The following is a 17,127-nucleotide window of genomic DNA, read 5'->3' on the forward strand; positions in this document are numbered from 1 at the left end:
GATGCCGGACGTGTACAAAACCATCCTGGAGGCCATCCGCCCCCACCTGGGCGCCAGGGCCGAGGCGGTGCTGGAGGAGGGGCTAAAGCGCCTGGGCAAACGGCCCTCCGAGCTGGCACCGGCGGATGGGGCCCAGCTCCTGAAGGGCCTGGTCTACCGCGAGCTTCAGGCCCGCATGCGCCCGGAGGAGGCCAGGCGGCTTGTGGAGGGGGTCCTGGCCCAGATGGAAGGCCAAGGGACCAGGCTGGCCAAACTGGAACAGGGCTTGAAGCGCTTCGGGATCTACGTGGACTGGCCGGAGGTGGCCCGTCTCCGGGCCCTGGTCAACCGCCTGCGCCAGACCCCGGACCCCGGGCTTTTGGCGGAGGGGGAGGAGCTTTTAGAGGCCCTGGAGGAGCGGCTGGAAGAGGCCCTGCTGCGCCAGGCCAAGGATCTGGCCCACCTGGAGGAGGCCCTGGAGAGGGTGCGCCACCTGGGAGGGCCCAAGGTGCGAAGGCTGGAGAGCCTGGTGGAGACCATCCGCCAGGCCCAGGGAGAGGGAATCCTGGCCCAGGCAGAGGTGGAGCGGGCCCGGAGCCTGGCCCTGGAGCTCCGGAAGTTCCTGGAGTCCAGCGCCGTCAAGGCCCCCACCCTGCCGGAGATCGTCTTTGAAACCCAGGAAGCCCCCCCGGAAACCCCCTCCTCCCACCCCACCGACGTCTTCCTCACCGTGGAGGACGCCTCCGAGCTGGAAGGGGAGCTATGGGTGGACCTCGAGGCCCTTTCCCAGGAGGCCAGCCAGAGGATCCTAGCCCTGGAGGTGGAGGAGGAGAGGCGCAGGCTGGAGGAGCTTTTAAGCCGCTATGCCCCCCTGGTGGAGCGGGCCACGGTCAGCCCCCTTCTCGCCGAGGTTCAGGCCCTTTTGGACGCGGGCACCCCCGTGGGGGAGAAGCTCAAGGCCCTGGAGGAAGCCTTCCAGGAGGCCGAGAAAAACCTTCGGGCGGAGAAGCGGGCCCGCCTGATCCAGCTGGAGGAGGCCTTGCGCCTCCTCCCCCTGCCCGAGGAGGCCAAGCTCCCCCTAAAACGGGCCTTAGGGCTGGCGGAGGAAACCCTGGAGGAGGGGGGCTACCCTGACCTCCTTCCCCTGGAGGAGGAGCTTTGGCGCCTGGAGGAGGAGGCCCGGCGCAAGGCGGAGGAGGAAAGGCGCCTCCTCCAGGAAATGGAAGCCCTGGTGGCGGAGCTGGAGGGAAAGGGCGAGGCCTTCCACCCCCTTCGGGAAGAGCTGAAGGCCCTCCCCCTGGAAGCCCTTCCCCAAAGGCTTCCCGAGGTGCGGGCCCGGTATGCCGAGCTCCTCAAGGCCCAAGGGGAGGAGGCCGCCCTAAGGGCCAAGTTCGCCGAGGCGGCCAAGGCCCTGGAGGCCCTCAAGCCCGAGGCCCAGGCCCTGGGCCTCGAGGAGAGGGTGGCCGAGGCGGAAACCCTCCTGGCCCAGGGGAGCCTCCCCGACCTTGGGTCCTTACGGAAAAGCCTGGAGGACGCCAAGGCCCAGGCCCGGCAGAAAGCCCTTTTGGAGCTCTCCCGCCTCCAGGCCCTAGCGGAGCGGTTCCGCGGCTTCGGGGGGGAGGGGGTCTTGCGGGCCATCGCCGAGGAAAAGGGCAAGCCCCTCCCCGACCCCACCCCCATCGCCCGGGCCCTGGAGGCCCTAAAGCGCCGCATGGAGGCAAAGCGGGAGGAGCTCACCACCCGCCTCACCGGTTTCTTCGGGGCATACGCCCGCCTCGAAGGGTTCCAAAGCGAAACGAGCCGCCGCCTGAGGCCCCTCTTGCCGGTGCTCCAAAGCGCCCAGGAAAAACTTCCCCGCCTGGGACCCCAAGGCCTCCTCCAGGTGGAGAAGACCCTGGGCCAGGCGGAGGCCCTCCTACGGGAGCTGGAACGGGAACGGGAAGCCGCCAAGGCCGTGCTCCAGGAGATCAGGGGCGAGGAGCTGGAGGCCCTCCTGGGGGTCTTGGACCAGGGAAGGACCCCGGCCCAGGCCAGGCCACCGGAGGCGCCCTCCGGGGCGACCCCCCCCGGGGAGATGGAGGGGGATCTCGCCCCCTTGCGCCTTCCCGGGGTGGAGGTCTTGGGCTACCTGGGGGAGGCTTTGCCCTTGCCCAAGGAACCCCTGGAGGCTTTGGTCCAGGCCCTGGAGCAGCTGGATAGAAGCCTGGGCCAGACCCGGGGACCCGCGGCCATCCTCCTGGGGGAGAAGGCCTTGGTCCTGGCCCCCCGCAAGGGCCGCACCCTGGTGGCCCTGCTGGAAAGGGCCAGCCTGTCCGCCTTCCTCCTGGAGCTCGCCCCCTAGGGGTGGTACACTGGAAAATGGTGGTATCCGTCCCGGCCCTTTGGGAAAAGCTTGCGCCCCTTCTAGATTACCTCCCGGCAGGGGAGCGGGAAAAGGTGCGGGAGGCCTACCTCTTCGCCGAAGAGGCCCACCGGGGCCAAGTGCGGAAAAGCGGGGAGCCCTACATCACCCATCCGGTGGCGGTGGCGGAGATCCTGGCCTCCTTGCGCATGGATGCGGATACGGTGATGGCGGGCCTCCTCCACGACACCCTGGAGGACTGCGGGGTGGCCCCCGAGGAGCTGGAAAGGCGCTTTGGCCCTGGGGTGCGCAGGCTGGTGGAGGGGGAGACCAAGGTCAGCAAGCTCTACAAGCTGGCCAACCTCGAGGGGGAGGAAAAGCGGGCCGAGGACCTCCGCCAGATGTTCATCGCCATGGCGGAGGACGTGCGCATCATCATCGTGAAGCTGGCGGACCGCCTCCACAACCTCCGCACCCTGGAGCACATGCCTCCCGAGAAAAAACGGCGCATCGCCCAGGAAACCCTGGAGATCTACGCCCCCCTGGCCCACCGCCTGGGGATGGGGCAGCTTAAGTGGGAGCTGGAGGACCTCTCCTTCCGCTACCTGCACCCCGAGGCCTACCACGCCCTCCTCTCCCGCATCCAGGAAACCCAGGAGGCCCGGGAAGAGATCATCCGCAAGGCCATGGCGGCCCTGGAGGAAGCCCTAAGGCGGGACGAACTACTCCAGGCCCAGCTCCAAGGCTTTGAGGTGACGGGCCGCCCCAAGCATCTCTACTCCATCTGGAAGAAGATGGAGCGGGAGGGGAAGGCCCTGGAGCAGATCTACGACCTGCTGGCGGTCCGGGTCATCCTGGACCCCAAGCCCGCCCCCACAGAGGAGGGCAAGGCCCTGAGGGAAAAGCAGGTCTGCTACCACGTGCTGGGCCTGGTCCACGCCCTGTGGCAACCCATCCCCGGAAGGGTCAAGGACTACATCGCCGTCCCCAAGCCCAACGGCTACCAGTCCCTCCACACCACGGTCATCGCCCTGGAAGGGCTTCCCCTGGAGGTGCAGATCCGCACCCAGAAGATGCACCGCATCGCCGAGTACGGGATCGCCGCCCACTGGCTTTACAAGGAGGGCCTCACCGACCCTGAGGAGCTAAAACGGCGGGTTTCCTGGCTTAAAAGCATCCAGGAGTGGCAGCAGGAGTTTTCCAGTTCCCGGGAGTTCGTGGAGGCGGTGACCCGGGACCTATTGGGCGGGAGGGTCTTCGTCTTCACCCCCAAGGGGCGGATCATCAACCTGCCCAAGGGGGCTACCCCCGTGGACTTCGCCTACCACATCCACACGGAGGTGGGGCACCACATGGTGGGGGCCAAGGTGAACGGGCGCATCGTTCCCCTCTCCTACGAGTTGCAAAACGGGGAGATCGTGGAGATCCTCACCAGCAAAAACGCCCACCCCTCCAAGGACTGGCTGGAGTTCGCCAAGACCCGGAGCGCCAAGAGCAAGATCCGCCAGTACTTCCGCACCCAGGAGCGCCAGGAAACCCTGGAACGGGGGCAGAACCTCCTGGAGCGCTACCTGAAGCGCCGCGGCCTCCCCAAGCCCAGCGACAGCCAGCTGGAGGAGGCCGCCAGGAGGCTGGGCCTCACCCCTTCCCCTGAGGAGCTTTACCTGGCCCTGGTCCTAAACCGCCTCACCCCCAAGCAGGTGGCGGAAAAGCTTTACCCCAAGGCCCTCCTCAAGCCGGAGAAGCCCAAGCCACCCCCCAGGAACGAGTGGGGGATCCGCCTGGAGCAGGACCTGCAGGCCCCCATCCGCCTGGCCTCCTGTTGCGAGCCCATGAAGGGGGACGCCATCCTGGGCTTCGTTACCCGGGGCCGGGGGGTTACCATCCACCGGGCGGACTGCCCCAACCTGCGCCGCATCCTCCAGGGGCCGGAGGCCGACCGGGTCATGGGGGCCTACTGGGAGGGGGTGGGGGGGAAGGTGGCCACCCTCGAGGTCCTGGCCCAGGACCGCGCCGGCCTCCTGCGGGACGTGATGCAGGTGGTGGCCGAGGCGGGGAAGAGCGCCTTGGGCTCGGAAACCCGGATCCTTGGCCCCTTGGCCCGCATCCGCCTCCGCCTCATCCTTCAGGATGGGGAGCGGGAATCCCTGGTCCAGGCCATAAAGGGCGTGAAAAGCGTGCAGGAGGTGCGCTGGGTCTAGGTCGGCTAGAGGAGCTTTAGCCAAACCTCCCGCATCCTCGGCCCGTCGAACTCCGCCAGGAACACCTGCTGCCAGCGGCCAAGCCGAAGCCTTCCTCCCTCCGCAGGGAGGAGGAGGTGCACCCCGGTGAGGAGGCTTTTCAGGTGGGCGTGGGAGTTCCCCTCCGCATGCCGGTCCTTGGGATGCACCCTGGGGGCCAGCTCCTCCAGGCGGGCCATGAGGTCGTGGGCCACATGGGGGTCCGCCCCCTCCTGTACGGTCAGGCCACAGGTGGTGTGGGGAACGAAGAGGTAGACCAAGCCGGTGTGTCCGGCCAAAGCCTCCTCCACCTGGCGGGTGATGTTCACCAAGCCCTCCTTGGGGGTGGAGATGCGGATGGCCTTCATCCCTTTAAGCATACGGGGCCACCACGGCAACACCCTTAAGCAAGGGCTTAAGGGTAGCTCCGCCACGGCATCAGGCCATGCGGGTGGCGCGCAAGGAGAAGCTCCTTTCGAGGCTGAAGGGCCGGTCCAAATCGCCGAACTCCCCTTGGGCCCAGGCCCAAAGCCTGGGCATGATGCCCTCGTGCACCTCCTCGGGAACCAGCTGGGTGAAGGAGTAAAGCCTTTCCTCCAGGGCCTCGAGGGCCTGGCGGAAGGTGCGCACCTCCTGCCAGCGGACCACCTCCCGGGCCTTGGGCTTAAGGCCCAGCCGCTTTAGGGCTTCCCCCACCTCCTCTAGCCGCCTTCTGTGCAGGCCCCGCACCACCTCCACGCCCTCCGCCTCCACCAAGGAACGCCACCTTTCCTGGATCCTGCGCTCCTCCTCCGCCTCCATCTCATCCCAGCCTTCCAGAAGCACCCCTCCCGGCTTCAGCACCCTCAGGGCCTCCGCCAGGGCCCTGGGCCAGTCGGGAAGGAGGTGCCAGAGGTGGACCACGATCACCCCGTGCACGCTCTCGTCGGGCAGGGGGATGGCCCGGGCGTCGGCCTCTATGAGGCGCACCTTGCGCATAACCCCCGCCGCCTTCTGGCGGAAGACCTCCAGCATGGCCGGATCCTTGTCCAAGGCCAGGTAGCGGTAGCCCCGGGCGATGAGGGGCAGGGCGATGCGCCCGGTACCCACCCCAAGCTCCAGGAGCACCGCCTCCTCCCCCCGCACCCCCAGGGCATTCCCTATGGCGGTGGCGATGCGGCCTGCCACCTCCGGCGGGTAGGCCCGGAGGCGGTCGTAGGCGTAAGCCATGCGCACGGAGGCCTTGGGCATCCTTCTTCTCATTTTACGGGTATACTCCCTAGCGTGAAAGGGCTCATTTTGGCTGCCGGACGGGGCACGAGGCTCCGTCCCCTCACCCACACCAGGCCCAAGCCCGTGATCCGGGTGGCGGGAAGGCCCATCCTCCACTACGGCCTGGAGAACCTCCTGCAGGCGGGAATAGAGGAGATCGGGGTGGTGGTTTCCCCGGAAACGGAAAAGGACATCCGGGAGGCCCTTTCGGGCTACCGGGTGTGCTACATCCTGCAAGAGGAGCCCCAGGGCCTGGCCCATGCGGTGGCGGTGGCCCGCGATTTCCTGGGCCAAAGCCCCTTCGTCCTCTACCTGGGGGACAACCTCTTCCAAAAGGGGATCGCCCGCTTCCTCCAGGCCTTTTCCCCGGGGGTGAGTGCGGTGATCGCCCTGGTGCGGGTGGAAAACCCCAGCCAGTTCGGGGTGGCGGTGCTGGAGGGGGAAAGGATCCTACGCCTTATGGAAAAGCCCAAGGAACCCCCCTCGGACCTGGCGGTGGCCGGGGTCTACGTCTTCACCCCGGAGGTGCTGGAGGTCATCGAGGGGCTCAAGCCCTCCGCCCGGGGGGAGTACGAGATCACCGACGCCATCCAGGGCCTCATCGACCGGGGGAGGAAGGTGGTGGGCGTGGAGGTGGAGGGATGGTGGAAGGACACGGGCCGCCCCCAGGACCTCCTGGACGCCAACCGCCTCATCCTCGAGGAACTGGAACCCCAGGTGGAGGGGGAGGTGGTGGAAAGCCAGCTCACCGGGCGGGTGGTGGTGGCGAAGGGGGCTAGGGTTCTGAAAAGCACGGTGATCGGTCCCGCCTTCATCGGGGAGGGCGCCCTGGTGGAAGGAGCCTACATCGGGCCCTTCACCTCCCTCGGACCAGGGGCTAAGGTGGTGCGCTCGGAGGTGGAGTACTCCATCCTCGAGGACCACGCCCTCCTGGAGGACGTAACCCTGCGCCTGCAGGAGAGCATCCTGGGGGTAGGGGCAGAGGTGAAAAGCCGTGACGGCCTCCCCCGGGCCCACCGCCTGGTCCTGGGGGATCTCTCCCAGGTGGAGCTGGCCTGAAGGACACCCCACATGGCCGGGCTCCTGGACCTCCTCACCGAGGCCTACCAAAGCGGCGAGGCCCTAGCCCAAAGGCTTGGGGTAAGCCGTCAGGCGGTCTCCAAGGAGGCGAAAAGGCTCCTCGCCGAGGGCTTCCCCCTGGAGATGGGCCGGAAGGGCTACCGCATCCGGCCCGGAACCCCCCTCCCCCACCTCTTCCAGCCCCTGGGGCGGCTGGGCCGGCCCTACCGCTACCTGGGGCGGGTGGGGAGCACCCAGGACGTCCTTAGGGCCTGGGCGGAGGAGGGGGTGGCGGAGGGGGCCCTGGTCCTGGCCGAGGTGCAGGAAAGGGGCCGGGGAAGGCGGGGAAGGCGCTGGGAAAGCCGCCCGGGGGAAAGCCTCACCTTCTCCCTTCTCCTCCGCCCCACCCTTCCCCTCCCCTCCATGGGCCTCCTTCCCCTCCTTGCCGGCCTGGCCCTTTGGCGGGCGGTGGGGGTGGGGGGGCTCAAGTGGCCCAACGATCTCCTGGCTCCAGACGGCAGGAAGCTGGCCGGGGTCCTCTTGGAGGCCAAGGCCGAGGGGGAGGAGGTGGCCCATGTCCTCCTGGGGGTGGGGGTGAACGTGGACTGGGCTCCCGAGGGGGCCGCCGCCATAAGGGAGTTCTCTTCCCTTTCCCGGCGGGAGGTGCTTTTGGCCTTCCTCCTCCAGCTGGAAAACCTCCTCCCCCTTCTGGAGAACCCGGAGGCCCTCCTCTCCCTCTACCGGGAGGCCTCCTACACCCTGGGCCAAAGGGTGCGGGTCCAAACCCCTAGGGGGGTGGTGGAGGGGGTAGCGGAGGCCGTCCTTCCCGACGGGAGCCTCCTGGTGGAGGGGGTGAGGGTGGGAGCAGGCGAGGTGGCCCTGGTATCCCCCTTCCGCACCGGGGAGTCCGACCCTTGAGTGTTCTGGGCTTAGATTTCCCAAAGCGTTTGTGCTAGGATAAGGCCAGGTATGTTTGCCCGCATCTTCACCAAGGAAGAGGCCGACGCCCTCTTGCCCGAGATCCAGCGGGTCCTCTCCCAGATGCGGCAGGCCCGGAAGGAGCTCTCCCAGGTGCAGGCCCGGCTTCCCGAAGCCCGGGGGCTGGAGCGGAGGGCCCTCGAGGAGGAAGCCCGCTTCCTCCTGGGCTCCCTGGAGGCCGACGCCCGTTACCTGGCCTCCTTGGGCGTCTTCCTCAAGGACCTGGACCGGGGCCTGGTGGACTTCCCCGCCCGGGTGGGCGGAGAGGTGGTCTTCCTCTGCTGGCAGGAAGGCGAGCCCGAGGTGGCCCACTACCATCCCTTGGCGGGGGGGTTTGCCGAACGGCGCCCCTTAGAGGGGGAGGCTAACGGCCCTCTTCCCCAGGCCTCCCGCCCCGGCGAAACTCGGCCAGGCGCTTAAGGTCCTCCCGCACCAGGTCGTCGCGGCCCGCCAAGGACTCCAGGTGGTGCCTAAGCTCGTGGAGGAGGGTTTCCCAGACCTCTTCCTCCCAGTCAAATCCCGGCCCCGCCACCTTCTGGAAGGAGCCGTAGTAGAGGGCGATGTGCCGCCCAAGCCCCTCAAAGCCCCGGAAGGCCGAAGGGGGGCCGGGGTCCAGGTACTCCCCAAGCCGCCACACCCCCTTTAGCCCGGGCTCCGGCTTGGCCTGGGGAAGCACGTGCACCCCCTGAAGCTCCCGCTTGAAGGCCTCAGGGATCTCCGCCCAAAGCCTTTCCACCAGCGCCACGAAGGCCTCGTAGGTCATGGCCGATGGTAAGGGTGCCCGGCCCTCAGGGTGAGGACCCGGTAAAGCTGCTCCATGAGCACCAAAAGGGCCAGCTCGTGCTGCAGGGTGAGGGGGGAAAGGGAAAGGAGGAGGTCGGCCCCCTCCCGTACCCCCTCAGGGTACCCCTCGGCACCCCCCACCAAGAAGGCCACCCGTTCCCCCTCAAAGCGCCTCAGCTCCTCCAAAAGCCCCTCCGTGGTAAAAAGCCTGCCCCTTTCGTCCAGGACCACCTTGCGGTGGCCTGCCGCTCTGGGAAGGAGGTCCTGGGCCTCCTTGACGAAGTGGACCTCGAGGGGAGCGTATCTCCGGATGCGCAGGGCATACTCCTCCACCCCGAGCCGGGCGTAGGCCAGCCTGGGTTTGCCCACCGCCACCACCCTAAGGCGCACGCCACCATCCTAAGGCCAGGGTATACTCAGGGCGAAGGGAAAGTGGGACCTAACCCACCCCGATAAAGGAGCCCCAGGCCCTTACCCAGGGCAGGCTCTAAGGGCGCCAAAAGCGCCGGGAAAAGGAGGGTTTATGGTAAAGGACACCCACCGGTTTCAGCCCTTCACCCCCGAGCCCATAAGGCTCATCGGGGAGAAGGGGGAGTGGCTGGGGGATTTCCCCTTGGATCTGGACGAGGACAGGCTACGCCGCCTGTACCGGGACATGCTGGCGGCCAGGATGCTGGACGAGCGCTACACCATCCTCATCCGCACCGGCAAGACCAGCTTCATCGCCCCCTCAGCCGGGCACGAGGCCGCCCAGGTGGGCATCGCCCACGCCATCCGCAAGGGCTTCGACTGGGTCTTCCCCTACTACCGCGACCACGGCCTGGCCTTGGCCCTGGGCCTACCCCTCAGGGAGCTTTTCGGCCAGATGCTGGCCACCCAGGCCGACCCCAACAAGGGCCGCCAGATGCCCGAGCACCCGGGGTCCAAGGCCCTCAACTACTTCACCGTGGCCAGCCCCATCGCCTCCCACGTACCCCCCGCCGCAGGGGCGGCCATCAGCATGAAGCTCCTGCGCACGGGCCAGGTGGCGGTCTGCACCTTCGGGGACGGGGCCACCAGCGAGGGGGACTGGTACGCGGGCATCAACTTCGCCGCCGTGCAAGGGGCCCCTGCCGTCTTTATCGCCGAGAACAACTTCTACGCCATCAGCGTGGACTATAGCCGCCAGACCCATAGCCCCACCATCGCCGACAAGGCCCATGCCTTCGGCATCCCCGGCTATCTGGTGGACGGCCTGGACGTCCTGGCCTCCTACTACGTGGTGAAGGAGGCGGTGGAGCGGGCCCGCATGGGGGAGGGCCCCAGCCTGGTGGAGCTCAGGGTCTACCGCTATGGCCCCCACTCCTCCGCGGACGACGACAGCCGCTACCGCCCCCGGGAGGAGGTGGAGGCCTGGCGGAAACGGGACCCCATCCTCCGCTTCCAGCGCTTCCTGGAGGGAAGGGGTCTCTGGAACCTGGAATGGGAGGAGGACCTTAGGGCGGAGATCCGCGCCGAGCTGGAGCGGGGCCTGAAGGAAGCCGAGGAAGCTGGCGCCGTGCCCCCTGAGTGGATGTTCGACGACGTCCTTGCGGAAAAGCCCTGGCACCTAAGGCGCCAGGAGGCCCTTCTCAAGGAAGAGCTTTAGGGAGGTCCCCATGGCCCTCATGACCATGGTGCAGGCCCTGAACCGGGCCCTGGACGAGGAGATGGCCCAGGACCCCCGGGTGGTGGTCCTGGGGGAGGATGTGGGCAAGAGGGGCGGGGTCTTCCTGGTTACGGAAGGCCTTTTGCAGAAGTACGGCCCCGATCGGGTTATGGACACCCCCCTTTCCGAGGCCGCCATCGTGGGGGCCGCCCTGGGCATGGCCGCCCACGGCTTAAGGCCCGTGGCGGAGATCCAGTTCGCCGATTACATCTTCCCGGGCTTTGACCAGCTGGTGAGCCAGGTGGCCAAGCTCCGTTACCGCTCGGGGGGGCAGTTCACCGCCCCCTTGGTGGTGCGGATGCCCTCCGGGGGCGGGGTCAAGGGGGGGCACCACCACTCCCAAAGCCCCGAGGCCCACTTCGTCCACACCGCCGGGCTCAAGGTGGTGGCGGTTTCCACCCCCTACGACGCCAAGGGCCTCTTAAAGGCAGCCATCCGCGACGAGGACCCCGTGGTCTTCCTGGAGCCCAAAAGGCTCTACCGCTCGGTGAAGGAGGAGGTGCCGGAGGAGGATTACGTCCTGCCCTTGGGCAAGGCCGCCATCAGGCGGGAGGGGAAGGACCTAACCCTCATCGGCTACGGCACCGTCATGCCCGAGGTGCTCCAGGCGGCGGAGGAGCTGGAGAAGGCGGGGGTTTCCGCGGAGGTTCTGGACCTCCGTAGCCTCATGCCCTGGGATTACCAGGCGGTGATGAGCTCTGTGGCCAAGACGGGCCGGGCGGTGCTGGTATCCGACGCCCCTCGGCACGCCAGCTTTATCAGCGAGGTGGCGGCCACCATCGCCGAGGACATCCTGGACATGCTCCTCGCCCCTCCCATCCGGGTGACGGGCTTTGACACCCCCTACCCCTACGCCCAGGACAAGCTGTACCTGCCCACCGTCACCCGCATCCTCAACGCCGCCAAACGGGCGTTAGACTACTGATATGCCCAAGGAACTCATTTTCCCGGTGGAGGAAGCGGAAGACGGGGGCTACGTGGCCAGGGCCTTGGGGGAAGCCATCCTCACTCAGGGAGAAGCCTGGGGGGAGCTAAGGGAGAGGGTGCGGGACGCGGTGCGCTGCCACTACCCCGAAGGAGAAGCCCCCGGGGGCATCCGCTCGCATTTCGTCCGGGAGGAGGTTCTGGCTCCGTGAAACTTCCCTGGGATCTCCATGGGGAGGATCTGGCAAAACGTTGGTCCCACCTGGGGTATCAGGTGGTGCGCCAGAGGGGAAGCCCCATTCGCCTTACCTGGAACGGAGGAGGCCGGGAAGACCATCTTCCCATCCCCCGCCACCATCCCCTGAAGCTGGATACCCTGCCGGGGATTTTACGGGAAACCGCGGAGGCCCAAAACCTCACCCGGGAGGAGCTTCTTAAGCTTTTAGACCTGTAAGGAGGCCTATGCCCAAGGAAATCCTCATGCCCGAACTGGCGGAAAGCGTGGTGGAAGGCGAGATCCTGAAGTGGCTGGTGGAGGAAGGGGACTATCTCAAAAAGGACCAGCCCTTCGTGGAGGTGATGACCGACAAGGTCACCGTGGAGCTCCCCTCCCCCTATGAGGGCGTGCTCCTGAAGAAGCTGGTCAAGGAGGGGGAGGTGGTCAAGGTCCACGCCCCCATCGCCCTCCTGGCGGAGCCCGGGGAGGCGGTGGCTGGGGTGAAGGAGGTCCAAGGGGTAAAGGGGGAGGCTCCGCCCGTGCAAGCGGAGGAGGAACGCTCCATCGTGGAGCCCGGGCTTCCCCCGCAGGAGGAAAAGGAGGACCTCTCCCTCTTCAAACCGGACACCACCCAGGTGGCGGTGAAGAACCCCTTCCTGACCGGTCAAGCGGAGCAGGCCCCCAGGGAAAGCCAGGCTCCAGGCCGCATCCTGGCGGTGCCCGCCGCCCGGAGGCTGGCCCGGGAGCTGGGGATTCCCCTCGAGGCCATCCCCGGCTCCGGCCCCCTGGGCCGCATCCGGGTGGAGGACGTGCGGGCCTATGCGGAAAGGCTTAAGGCCCAAGCGGCGCCTGAGCCGGAAGCCCCCACGGAGGCCCCAGCACCCCTTCCCTCAAGCTTCCCTCCCCCGCCCCGCTACACCCCTCCCAAGGGCTACGAGGGACTGGAGGAACGCATCCCCCTAAGGGGCATCCGCCGCACCATCGCCCAGGGGCTTTGGCAGAGCCACCTCTACACGGTGCGCACCCTGAACGTGGACGAGGCCGACCTCACGGAGCTGGTGGCCCTTAGGGAGCGCCTGAAGCCCGAGGCCGAGCGCCAGGGGGTGAGGCTCACCTACCTCCCCTTCATCTTCAAGGCGGTGGTGCGGGCCTTGAAGAAGTACCCCATGCTGAACGCCAGCCTGGACGAGGAGCGTCAGGAAATCGTCTACAAGCGCTACTACCACCTGGGCCTGGCGGTGGCCACGGAAAGGGGGCTCATCGTACCCGTGGTGCGGGACGTGGACCGCAAAAACATCCTGGAGCTGGCCAAGGAGATCGCCGAGCTCTCCGCCAAGGCCCGGGAAGGAAGGCTCTCCCCCGAGGAGGTCACGGGTTCCACCTTCACCGTCACCAACATCGGCTCCGTGGGGGCCCTCATGAGCTTCCCCATCATCAACGTTCCCGAGGCCGCCATCTTGGGGGTGCACTCCATCCGGAAGCGGCCCTGGGTGATGCCGGATGGCTCCATCCAGGCAAGGGACATCATGTACCTCTCCCTTTCCTTTGACCACCGCCTGGTGGATGGGGCGGAGGCGGCCTCCTTCACCCGGGAGGTGATCCGGCTTTTGGAAAACCCCGACCTGCTCCTTCTGGAAATGTAGGATGGAGGCCATGAAGACCTACGATCTCATCGTGATCGGCACCGGGCCTGGAGGCTACCACGCCGCCATCCGGGGCGCCCAGCTGGGGCTAAAGGTTTTGGCAGTGGAGGCCGGCGAGGTGGGGGGCGTGTGCCTGAACGTGGGGTGCATTCCCACCAAGGCGCTTTTGCACGCCGCGGAAACCCTTCACCACCTGCAGGTGGCCGAGGGGTTTGGCCTAAGGGCCAGGCCCGAGCTGGACTTTGGGAAGCTGGGTGCCTGGCGGGATGGGGTGGTGAAGAAGCTCACCGGGGGTGTGGCCGGGCTTCTAAAGGGCAACAAGGTGGAGCTCTTAAGGGGCTTCGCCCGCCTCAAGGGCCCCAAGGAGGTGGAGGTAAACGGGGAAACCTACGGGGCGAAAAGCCTCATCCTGGCCACGGGAAGCGAGCCCACGCCCCTAAAGGGCTTTCCCTTTGGGGAGGACGTGTGGGATTCCACCCGGGCCCTAAGGGTGGAAGAGGGCATCCCCAAACGCCTTTTGGTGATCGGGGGTGGGGCGGTGGGATTGGAGCTGGGCCAGATCTACCGCCGCCTGGGCGCGGAGGTGACCCTGATCGAATACATGCCGGAGATCCTCCCCGCAGGGGATAGGGAAACCGCCGCCCTTCTGCGCAAGGCCTTGGAGAAGGAAGGCCTCCGGGTGCGCACCGGCACCAAGGCGGTGGGCTACGAGAAGAAGGGGGATGGCCTCCACGTGCTCCTGGAGCCCGCCCAGGGAGGAAACCCGGAAGAGATCGTGGTGGATAAAATCCTGGTGGCGGTGGGCCGCAAGCCCCGCACGGAGGGGCTCGGCCTGGAAAAGGCCGGGGTGAAGGTGGACGAAAGGGGCTTCATCCAGGTGAACGCCCGCATGGAAACCTCGGCCCCCGGGGTATACGCCATCGGGGACGTGGCCAGGCCTCCCCTCCTGGCCCACAAGGCCATGAAGGAGGGGCTGGTGGCCGCGGAGAACGCCGCCGGCAAGAACGCCCTCTTCGACTCCCAGGTGCCCAGCGTGGTCTACACCGGCCCCGAATGGGCCGGGGTAGGGCTCACGGAGGAGGAGGCCAGGAAGGCGGGCTATAAGGTCAAGGTGGGGAAGTTTCCCCTTTCCGCCAGCGGCCGGGCCCTTACCTTGGGGGGGGCGGAGGGCCTCATCAAGGTGGTGGGGGATGAGGAAACCGACCTCCTCCTTGGGGTCTTTATGGTGGGACCCCAGGCGGGGGAGCTCATCGCCGAGGCCACCTTGGCCCTGGAGATGGGGGCCACGGTGTCCGACCTGGGCCTCACGATCCACCCCCACCCCACCCTCTCCGAAAGCCTCATGGAGGCGGCGGAGGCCTTCCACAGGCAGGCCATCCACATCCTAAACCGCTAGAGGAAGCCTAGAAGCCCGTAAAGGCCCGCCCCCAGGAAGACGGACACGCCCAGGTTCCCCGTAAGCCGGGCTCCCAGGAAGGTGCCCAGGAGGGCCAAGGCGGCGCGGAGCCACTCGGAAGAAGGCGGCGGGCTGAAGGCGGAAACCAGGAAAAGGGCCACCACCAAGGCCGGCCCTGCCTGGCCCGCCTTCAGACTCCGTTCCGCCCGCCAAGGCAAAAAGCGGAGGAAAAAGGTGCCTAGGGCCAGGAGGAAAAGGGCCAGGGTCATGGCCGCCTCCTTTCCCCAAAAAGCCCGATGCCTCCCGCCAAGAAAAGGCCCCAGGCCGTTTGGCCCAACATGTGGAAGGCCAGGGCTATCCCACCCGCCAGGAGGGCTACCGGATTCCTTAAGTGGGGAAGGGCCAGGAGGAGGAAAAGGGCAGGAAGGGCGAAGGAAAGGGCCTCCCCCAGGCGGGGCCAGGCCAATAGCCCTTTCGCCCCCAAGGCCCCCAAGGCGGTGCCCAGGTTCCAGGAAAGATAGGCGCCTAGGCCCAGGCCCAGGAAGAAGCCCCGCCTTTTTTCTGGAGAAAGACCGGGAAGTGCCCTCAAGGCCAGGGCAAAGACCTCGTCGGTGAGGAGGAAGGCCTCTAAGGGACCCCCTTTTAGGTAGGGCCTCAGGGCCGGGCCGTAGAAGGCGTGGCGCAGGTTGAGGAGGAGGCCCAAGGTGGCCGCCAAGAGGGGCGGTACCCCTTGGGCCATAAGCCCCACCAGAGCAAACTGGCTGGCCCCGGCGAAGACCAGGAGGGAGGTGAACTGGATCCAAAGGTAGCCAAGCCCCGCCTGGGCTCCCAGGGCGCCAAAGGCCACGGCCACGGGAAAGTAGCCCAGGGCTATGGGCCAAGCGGCTTCAAGGCCCTGTTTCACTTTGGCCTCCTGAAGAGGAAAAGGTGGGTTCCACCATCCCATGGCCCCCTACCGTGGGTGGCGAAAAGACGGAAGTGGTGTTCCAACTCAAAGCCCACGGACAAGGCCAGCTCAAGAAAGCGATCAGCAGAGGTCTTGGTCTCCACTTCGTAATCCAAACCCGCCAGCAAGGCCTGCATCTCTAGGCTCGCAAAAGAAGCAAGGGGGTTGGATTGGGCCAAAAGACCTTGTAAAGCCTCCTCCGCTACACCTCTGAGCCCCTTGCTCTTCCCTTGCAGAGCCAAAAGGCGTAAGGCCCACAGGGCCTCGGGGTCCTCCAGGGGGAAGGGAACCAGGTAGGCGGTGTGGTGGAGAACCAGGTTCCGGATCCGTTCTTCCCGGGTAGCAAAGGAACTCAAAAACTCGTCCGCTACCGCCAGCATCCCCCCAGGGTTTAGGAGCTGATAGGCTCTATCCAGGAAGGCCCAAGTGGACATGTGGTGGCTAGCCCCCACGGAAACGATCAGGGGAAAGCTTTCCCTCGCATCCAGCAACAGGAAGTCCTTGGGCAAAACCTTGATTCCCGGAAGCATATGGGCCAATGCCCGCCTCGAGGCCAAGCTGGGTTCCACCGCCACAGGCTTCAACTGAGGTAAGAGCTCCAAAAGCAACCGGAGATGGTGGCCAGGGCCAGTGCCCACATCCAAAAATCTTTCCCTCCCTAAGCCTGCAGCATCCAACCCATAGGCTAGAAAAAGGACCTGTCTAGCGTATCCAGGGTGCAAGAGCTCTACCTGAGCATAGAGATCAACCCCTATGCGGCTTTCCCAACCGCTTTCGTCCACGGAGCCGGAAAGGGGTTGCGGGGTATCCATGAGAAGGGGTGCTGGATCGGCCACCTCACCCCTAAGGAGCAACCCCTCCCAGGCCAGCGCCCGTAAGAGCAGGCTGGGGCTTTCCCGGTAGGATCTCAGTTCTGCCTCAGAGGCATGGAGAAGGGCAAAGGCCTCCCCCAAGACCCCTTGGCCCGTAAGCCGCGGCAAAGGTGTAAGAGGTAGGCTGAAGAGATAGGTGCGGTTTCCGCTCCAACGGACGAAAACCCCTTCTTGCAACCCCGGTGCAAGCCACCGACCTTCCAGGGCCAATCCGCCCACCCCCAGGCTCACTTCCCGTAGGGCCAGTAAGGCCTTCTCCTCGCCGCCAACCTCACCCCTAGGCCAGGCAACCGGGGGATAGTGGAGAAAAACCAAGAGGCTCGCGCCCTCCACGGTGGCATACAAATGGGGCTCATCGCCCGGGAAAACCACCTCCTCTCCTGGAGCCACCTCTTTTCCTGGGGGTGGTCCCACCCTCGCCCTTCCCCTCAGGCCAATCACCCGCTCCCGAAGCCCAGCCTCGTGGGCTCCCGCGTGGCGGAGGGAGTTCGGGTAAAGATCCATGCGGTAGACTTCCATGAGCCCGCCCCCTGGCTCCCGGGTTCGTTCAATAAGTTGAACTACCACCCCCTCCTCCGCTACGGGCTGGGTCTGAACCAGATCGCTGAAAGGCACCTCCAAAGCTTGGGCCAAAGCCCAGAGTGTGGCAAGTGTAGGGTTGGCTTTCCCTGATTCCAACGCATAGATCAACGATCTCGCCACTCCTGCCTTAGCCGCCAAGCCCGATAGGGTAAGCCCCTTGGCCTGTCGCAACCGGCGAAGGTTATGTCCTACATAATAGGCTATGCTGTCTTCCATAAAGTACATTGTAGGATAGCCCCACCCCCAAGTC

At 66.5% G+C, this 17,127-nt stretch carries 18 protein-coding genes; 11 read left to right on the top strand and 7 right to left on the bottom strand.

The window, feature by feature from the left end; genetic code table 11:
* Position 1 precedes the first annotated feature (1 nt).
* Positions 2 to 2,320, top strand: coding sequence for a hypothetical protein (locus L0C59_RS04260; protein WP_243089975.1), 2,319 nt, complete (start codon positions 2 to 4; stop codon positions 2,318 to 2,320).
* 17 nt (positions 2,321 to 2,337) lie between these two features.
* Positions 2,338 to 4,521: a RelA/SpoT family protein gene (locus L0C59_RS04265; RefSeq protein WP_243089976.1), complete on the top strand. Its 2,184-nt coding sequence runs from the start codon at positions 2,338 to 2,340 to the stop codon at positions 4,519 to 4,521.
* Between the two features lie 5 nt (positions 4,522 to 4,526).
* On the opposite strand, the gene L0C59_RS04270 is transcribed toward L0C59_RS04265, so the two are convergent.
* Together L0C59_RS04270 and L0C59_RS04275 are read right to left on the bottom strand one after the other, a co-directional pair.
* The gene (locus tag L0C59_RS04270; RefSeq protein WP_243089977.1) at positions 4,527 to 4,907 is read right to left on the bottom strand and encodes a secondary thiamine-phosphate synthase enzyme YjbQ; all 381 of its coding nucleotides are present in this window, start codon (positions 4,905 to 4,907) and stop codon (positions 4,527 to 4,529) included.
* 70 nt (positions 4,908 to 4,977) lie between these two features.
* On the bottom strand, positions 4,978 to 5,769 hold the full coding sequence (locus L0C59_RS04275) for a class I SAM-dependent methyltransferase (protein ID WP_243089978.1): 792 nt from the start codon (positions 5,767 to 5,769) through the stop codon (positions 4,978 to 4,980).
* 33 nt (positions 5,770 to 5,802) lie between these two features.
* Between L0C59_RS04275 and L0C59_RS04280 the strand changes: the two genes are divergently transcribed.
* The 3 genes from L0C59_RS04280 to L0C59_RS04290 are packed head-to-tail and all read left to right on the top strand — an operon-like array spanning position 5,803 to position 8,247.
* The gene (locus L0C59_RS04280; RefSeq protein WP_243089979.1) at positions 5,803 to 6,849 is read left to right on the top strand and encodes a glucose-1-phosphate thymidylyltransferase; all 1,047 of its coding nucleotides are present in this window, start codon (positions 5,803 to 5,805) and stop codon (positions 6,847 to 6,849) included.
* A gap of 12 nt (positions 6,850 to 6,861) precedes the next feature.
* Positions 6,862 to 7,767 carry a biotin--[acetyl-CoA-carboxylase] ligase gene (locus L0C59_RS04285; protein ID WP_243089980.1) on the top strand — a complete coding sequence of 302 codons (906 nt, stop codon included), beginning with the start codon at positions 6,862 to 6,864 and terminating at the stop codon, positions 7,765 to 7,767.
* A gap of 51 nt (positions 7,768 to 7,818) precedes the next feature.
* A complete protein-coding gene (locus tag L0C59_RS04290) occupies positions 7,819 to 8,247 on the top strand; it encodes a DUF2203 domain-containing protein (RefSeq protein WP_243089981.1) in 429 nt (142 codons plus the stop codon).
* On the opposite strand, the gene L0C59_RS04295 is transcribed toward L0C59_RS04290, so the two are convergent.
* Both L0C59_RS04295 and L0C59_RS04300 read right to left on the bottom strand, forming a co-directional pair.
* Positions 8,192 to 8,590, bottom strand: a complete 399-nt coding sequence (locus L0C59_RS04295; RefSeq protein WP_243089982.1) for a metallopeptidase family protein — start codon at positions 8,588 to 8,590, stop codon at positions 8,192 to 8,194. The two genes, L0C59_RS04290 and L0C59_RS04295, sit on opposite strands and share 56 nt — an antisense overlap.
* A complete protein-coding gene (locus tag L0C59_RS04300; protein WP_243089983.1) occupies positions 8,587 to 9,000 on the bottom strand; it encodes a 23S rRNA (pseudouridine(1915)-N(3))-methyltransferase RlmH in 414 nt (137 codons plus the stop codon). The genes L0C59_RS04295 and L0C59_RS04300 overlap by 4 nt, the downstream gene beginning before the upstream one ends.
* Positions 9,001 to 9,133: 133 nt before the next feature.
* Between L0C59_RS04300 and L0C59_RS04305 the strand changes: the two genes are divergently transcribed.
* Genes L0C59_RS04305 through lpdA form a run of 6 tightly spaced genes read left to right on the top strand, consistent with a single transcriptional unit; the run spans position 9,134 to position 14,477 of the window.
* Positions 9,134 to 10,237, top strand: coding sequence for a thiamine pyrophosphate-dependent dehydrogenase E1 component subunit alpha (locus tag L0C59_RS04305; protein WP_243089984.1), 1,104 nt, complete (start codon positions 9,134 to 9,136; stop codon positions 10,235 to 10,237).
* Positions 10,238 to 10,247: 10 nt separating this feature from the next.
* A complete protein-coding gene (locus tag L0C59_RS04310) occupies positions 10,248 to 11,222 on the top strand; it encodes an alpha-ketoacid dehydrogenase subunit beta (protein WP_243089985.1) in 975 nt (324 codons plus the stop codon).
* Position 11,223: 1 nt separating this feature from the next.
* Entirely contained in the window at positions 11,224 to 11,433 is a 210-nt protein-coding gene (locus L0C59_RS04315) for a 2-oxoisovalerate dehydrogenase (protein WP_243089986.1), read from the top strand.
* Positions 11,430 to 11,675, top strand: coding sequence for a type II toxin-antitoxin system HicA family toxin (locus L0C59_RS04320; RefSeq protein WP_243089987.1), 246 nt, complete (start codon positions 11,430 to 11,432; stop codon positions 11,673 to 11,675). The genes L0C59_RS04315 and L0C59_RS04320 overlap by 4 nt, the downstream gene beginning before the upstream one ends.
* Before the next feature lie 8 nt (positions 11,676 to 11,683).
* Complete coding sequence (locus tag L0C59_RS04325) at positions 11,684 to 13,081, top strand: dihydrolipoamide acetyltransferase family protein (protein ID WP_243089988.1); 1,398 nt, start codon at positions 11,684 to 11,686, stop codon at positions 13,079 to 13,081.
* Between the two features lie 10 nt (positions 13,082 to 13,091).
* A complete protein-coding gene (gene lpdA / locus L0C59_RS04330) occupies positions 13,092 to 14,477 on the top strand; it encodes a dihydrolipoyl dehydrogenase (protein ID WP_243089989.1) in 1,386 nt (461 codons plus the stop codon).
* On the opposite strand, the gene L0C59_RS04335 is transcribed toward lpdA, so the two are convergent.
* The 3 genes from L0C59_RS04335 to L0C59_RS04345 are packed head-to-tail and all read right to left on the bottom strand — an operon-like array spanning position 14,474 to position 17,102.
* A complete protein-coding gene (locus L0C59_RS04335; protein ID WP_243089990.1) occupies positions 14,474 to 14,746 on the bottom strand; it encodes an AzlD domain-containing protein in 273 nt (90 codons plus the stop codon). The genes lpdA and L0C59_RS04335 overlap by 4 nt on opposite strands.
* Positions 14,743 to 15,381, bottom strand: a complete 639-nt coding sequence (locus tag L0C59_RS04340; protein ID WP_243089991.1) for an AzlC family ABC transporter permease — start codon at positions 15,379 to 15,381, stop codon at positions 14,743 to 14,745. Before L0C59_RS04340 ends, L0C59_RS04335 begins: the two co-directional genes overlap by 4 nt.
* Positions 15,378 to 17,102 (bottom strand): helix-turn-helix domain-containing protein, encoded by a 1,725-nt coding sequence (locus L0C59_RS04345; RefSeq protein ID WP_423247920.1) that lies wholly within the window; start codon positions 17,100 to 17,102, stop codon positions 15,378 to 15,380. The genes L0C59_RS04340 and L0C59_RS04345 overlap by 4 nt, the downstream gene beginning before the upstream one ends.
* Positions 17,103 to 17,127 lie beyond the last annotated feature (25 nt).

The organism is Thermus neutrinimicus (assembly GCF_022760955.1).
Taxonomy (GTDB): domain Bacteria; phylum Deinococcota; class Deinococci; order Deinococcales; family Thermaceae; genus Thermus; species Thermus neutrinimicus.